Below are 4,607 nucleotides of genomic sequence, written 5' to 3'. Positions count from 1 at the left end.
CGACCATTCGATCTGCATATCAATCCCCATGTCCCGTGTTCACGGGACATGGGCGGGGAAATGCACTATTTGAGTGGGGAGGATGGCTTAGACTCCTCGGGTCATGTCCCACTCGGTGCTTATCGTCGAAGACGACTTGCGTTTGCGAGCCTCGTTGGCGCATGCGATTCGCGGCGCAGCCGACTTGAAATTGGTGGGCGAAGCCGATGATCTGCCGGAGGGGCTGCGCTTGCTGGACGCCTTGCTACCCGAGGTGTTGCTGGTAGATATTGGCCTGCCCAGCGGCTCCGGGTTGGAGCTGATTCGCCACGCGGCCAAGCAGTCTCCCAATGCAACATCATGGTAATCACGGTGTTCGCCGAGGAACAAGTGGTGCTGGATTGCATCGAAGCAGGTGCCACCGGCTATCTGCTGAAAGGCAGCAGTCCCCAGGATATCGCCGCACAGATTCGTTCGCTCGTTGCCGGCGGCAGCCCGATTAGTCCCACAATTGCGCGCCGCCTGTTGAGTCGATTCACCGCGCAGCCCAATGCCGACGCCGACGCGCCAACTCTATCGACTCAGGAACAGGCGGTCTTGTCGATGAGCGCCAAAGGCTACAGCTACGATGAAATCTCAGGGCTACTGAAGTTGTCGCGGCACACGGTCGAAACCTACGTCAAACGCATCTATCGCAAGTTGCACGTGCACTCCAAGACCGCCGCTGTCTATGAGGGACGCAAACTGGGTTTGGTTGATGATTAGTGTTTCGCGGATGATGAACCGCCTATTGGCGGTGACTGGGGCGGCGCTCCTCATCACATTGATAATCGTCTTGTCGGTGCCGGTCGATACCTCGATTCAGGCAACCCGCTTCGACCGCGCAAGCCTCTGCACGGATCCGCCCGTCGACACCCCATTCAGTCAGGCAGGCCTCAATCACTTGCTGTCGTCCGCACCCACACCGGATTGCAGTCACACCGTCTCGCTCCCGTATCGGTCTGAGGCCGATGGCATCCAATTGACGCGATCCAGCGTCGGACACATGGCGCGAGCTTGGTACCGGCTACGGTACGACGTTCCGGCCAAGTGGAAGACTGACGATCAGCTGATGATCTACAGCCCCCGGGTTCTGGGCGTAGCTTGGCAGGCACGCGTCAACGATCAAGTTGTTGCGGATAACCTCGACGACTGGCGCATGACATGGAATCGCCCCTTGGCGGTGCGCCTGGACAGCGCTCATTTTCGTCCGGGCGATCAGCTGGTCATCGCGGTAGGAATCGCCTACGAGCCACAACTCGGTCATGCACTGGCGCGCGTCAGCGTAGGTCCCGCACCGGCGCTCGCGCAGCGTCTTGCGATCAGAGAGTTTTTGCAGTTCATCATGCCCGTGGCGTGCAGCGTCACGTTATTGGCGATGGGCGTCTTCTTTCTGCTTTTTTGGTGGTCGCGGCGCGCCGAACGCACGCACCTCTTCTTAGCGCTCTCCTGCATTGCCTGGTGTGTCTGCAACTTGCAGTACGTACTACCGCGGCGCGACGACCCCGTCCTCAATGCCTGGTATTCGGCGGTAGCGGGCCCCTCGATTGCCTGGGTCATGTGGCTGATGTATTTATTCGTATTGCAACTCGACCAGCGATTTTCGCGCGTCATTGCGCTTGTCATGCCGCCGTTCGTATTCATCATGACTTTTCTTGCGCTGCCCATCGTCCCGCTGAATGAAAACGTAGGTACCTATTATCAAGGAACCAATCTTATCGTCGCGGCGCTGGTGGCAACACGTATCGGTTGGATCGCAATTCACGGCGGCAGCATCGAACTGCGCGTTATCGCCGCTGCATTGGCCATAACCATCGTCGGCGGGGCGCACGATGTGGGACTGGTCGCGCAACGAATCGATCAAGAAGGCATCTATCTGCTGCCTTATTGCAGCATGTTGCTATTCGGATCTTTCTTGTTCGCCGTACAGCGCCGCTACGTGCACGCGATAAATGAGTACGATGCTTTGAGCAGCAGTCTGGCGCGGCGTCTCAGTGAACGTGAGCGCGAACTGGAGGCCAATCACGCTCGCCTGCTCGAATTGGAGCGTGCCCACACTCTGACCGCGGAACGGCATCGCCTTATGCATGACATGCACGACGGGTTAGGTTCCGCGCTCACCACATCGCTTGCCATGCTCGAGCAGGGCAATGTCGACGCCGCCGAGCTCAAGAGCCTGTTGTTGGACAGTGTCGACGACCTGCGGGCGGTCATTGACTCGCTCGAACCGTTGGACGGCGACTTGACCTCAGTGCTGGCGACGCTGCGGTTCCGGCTGGGAAAGCGCTTGGAACTCGCCGGGATCGCACTGGAGTGGGACATGCAGGATCTGCCGGCGCTCAGTTGGCTGGGACCGCCGCAAGCGCTGCAGCTGATACGCATCGTTCAGGAGGCGCTGACCAATGTCCTTAAACACGCACACGCGACTCACTTGTGTATCTCGGCACGCAGCAGCGGATTCTTTATCGAAGTGTGCATAACGGACAATGGCTGCGGCTTCGACACAGCAACCGCGCCGACCGGCCGCGGCCTGCGTCATCTTGCGCAGCGCGCAGCGAGCTTGAACGGAAGCGTCGTCATCGAGTCGCGGCCGGGGAGCGGCACCACGGTTCGATTGCTGCTGCCGATTGCGATCCGAGGAGCGCTGGGTCGATGCAGTAACTAAGGGCAGCTGCTCAACGCAATCGCGGTACTTTCCGCGACGCGAATCTTCGCATCGCAGCCTCACTATGATTTCGCAGTCATGCGTTACAGGTCTATGCGCGCCACTTACGAGCGCGGCGAATGTTAGCTGCGGCGAATTTTCGCGCGTATGCCGTGGCGATTGTGCCTGGCGTGTACCGTGTTTCCGGGACGTGCCATTGCCAACGGTCCTACCTCACAGCTTAATCGGGACTAGGGAGAAAAACCATGCGATCAAACCTAGTTCAAATCGTTACCAGAGCCATCGTGGTTATGGGCGCCCTGCTCATCGGAGCCTGCAGCGGAGGCGGTAGCAATGCCGGTGGCGGTCCCGACACGCACACGGTCGGCGGATCGGTCTCCGGCCTGCAGGGCACAGGCCTCGTACTGCAGGACAATCTAGGGAACGATTTGCCAATCGTCAGTGGCGGCACTTTCGTATTCACCACAGCGATCGCTGCAGGCGGCGCCTACAGCGTAACAGTAAAGACACAGCCCACCAATGCCTGGCAGACCTGCACCGTGTCCGGCGGTTCTGGAACGGTTGCCGCGGCGAATATCACCGGGGTGGTCGTCACCTGCGTCACCAACACCTACTCGGTAGGCGGTGCCATCAGTGGTTTGGCGGGAGTCGGTTTAGTACTACAAGACAATGCTACCGATGATCTCGGCGCGAGTGCGTCGAGTGCATTTACATTCCCCACAAAAATCGCGAGCGGTAAGGCCTACGCGGTCACAGTGAAATCGCAACCGACTTCGCCCAGCCAGACGTGCACGCCGACAACCGCGTCGGGGACGATCACCAATGCCGCCGTCACGAATGTGGCCGTCACCTGCGTAACCAACACCTATTCCGTCGGCGGCACCGTCACCGGCTTGGTGGGGACCGGCATGATCCTGGAGGATAACTCGGCCGATGATCTCACCATTTCCGGCAATGGCAGCTTTACCTTCGCGACCGCCATAGCCAGCGGTTCAACATACAATGTCACAGTCCTCACTCAACCGGGCGGCCCGACACAAGCCTGCACCGTCAGCAGCGCCAGCGGCAATGTGACCAACGGTGCTGTCACGACCGTGTCGGTCAACTGCGCGCCTCCGGTTACCGCTTGCGGCACCCCCAGCGGAACGGTGGTGCAGCACGCGAGCAATGTCGTTGCGGATGAAACCTGGGCGGGAGCGGGCACCGTGCACATCGTCGCTTCCACCATCAGCGTGATAGCGCCGGCCACCTTGACCATTCAAAAGTGCGCCATTGTGCGGCTCGCAGCGGGCGCGCAGATCGTTGTTCAGGGCGGCACTGCGGCAGGCTCCATTGCCACGCTGCTCGCCGACGGCGACGATCCCACGACCGGCGTGGTGTATTTCGTCAACAATAACGCCAATCAGCCTTGGGGTTCATTGGTGGGCGCCAACGCAAATTCGCTCATTCAATTGAACAACGCACAGCTCACCGGCGGAGGCGCCACCACCGCGGGCACACGCAACGCCACGATCGAGATGCATGGAACGTCCAACACGACGCTCCCCGACCCGGTGCTCAAGGTCAACACAGTGATAATCAGCGGCATGCAAGGGGCCGGGGTTTATTTGGATAACGCAGCTTTCACGACGGATTCGCAGTTTCTGGCAATCAGCAACTCTCCGGACTACGCCATGGCCATGTCCGCAATGGCGCTAGGATCGATACCGAGCTATATCGGTACCGCCAATGCGCACGACGAAGCATTGGTGGTGGGCAATGCCAACATCTTCGCCGACATGACCGTTCACAAGCGTCTGCCGATCCATTTTCACACGACGGGCGTCAGGGTCGCCGGCGGACCGCCGTCCTTCGTGCCGACCGTCACGCTGACGTTGGATGCGGGCGTGGTATTTCGATTCGAAAACCTATCGGGGACCCCGAC

The 4,607-nt window shown here is 59.8% G+C and carries 4 protein-coding genes; all 4 read left to right on the top strand.

Features of this window, described 5'->3' with window-relative positions:
• The first annotated feature begins 103 nt into the window (after window positions 1-103).
• Window positions 104-346, top strand: coding sequence for a response regulator transcription factor (locus VK725_RS14045; protein WP_325318677.1), 243 nt, complete (start codon window positions 104-106; stop codon window positions 344-346).
• Complete coding sequence (locus VK725_RS14040) at window positions 340-744, top strand: response regulator transcription factor (protein WP_325318676.1); 405 nt, start codon at window positions 340-342, stop codon at window positions 742-744. The genes VK725_RS14045 and VK725_RS14040 overlap by 7 nt, the downstream gene beginning before the upstream one ends.
• Before the next feature lie 10 nt (window positions 745-754).
• The gene (locus tag VK725_RS14035) at window positions 755-2,683 is read left to right on the top strand and encodes a sensor histidine kinase (protein WP_325318675.1); all 1,929 of its coding nucleotides are present in this window, start codon (window positions 755-757) and stop codon (window positions 2,681-2,683) included.
• Between the two features lie 245 nt (window positions 2,684-2,928).
• On the top strand, window positions 2,929-4,607 hold a 1,679-nt coding region (locus tag VK725_RS14030), incomplete at its 3' end, for a hypothetical protein (protein WP_325318674.1).

Origin of the sequence: Dyella sp. (genome assembly GCF_035486915.1) — a bacterium.
Taxonomy (GTDB): Bacteria; Pseudomonadota; Gammaproteobacteria; order Xanthomonadales; family Rhodanobacteraceae; genus Dyella_B.
Note: the sequence above shows the minus strand (reverse complement) of the source record. Positions and strands in the feature narration are given on the sequence as shown.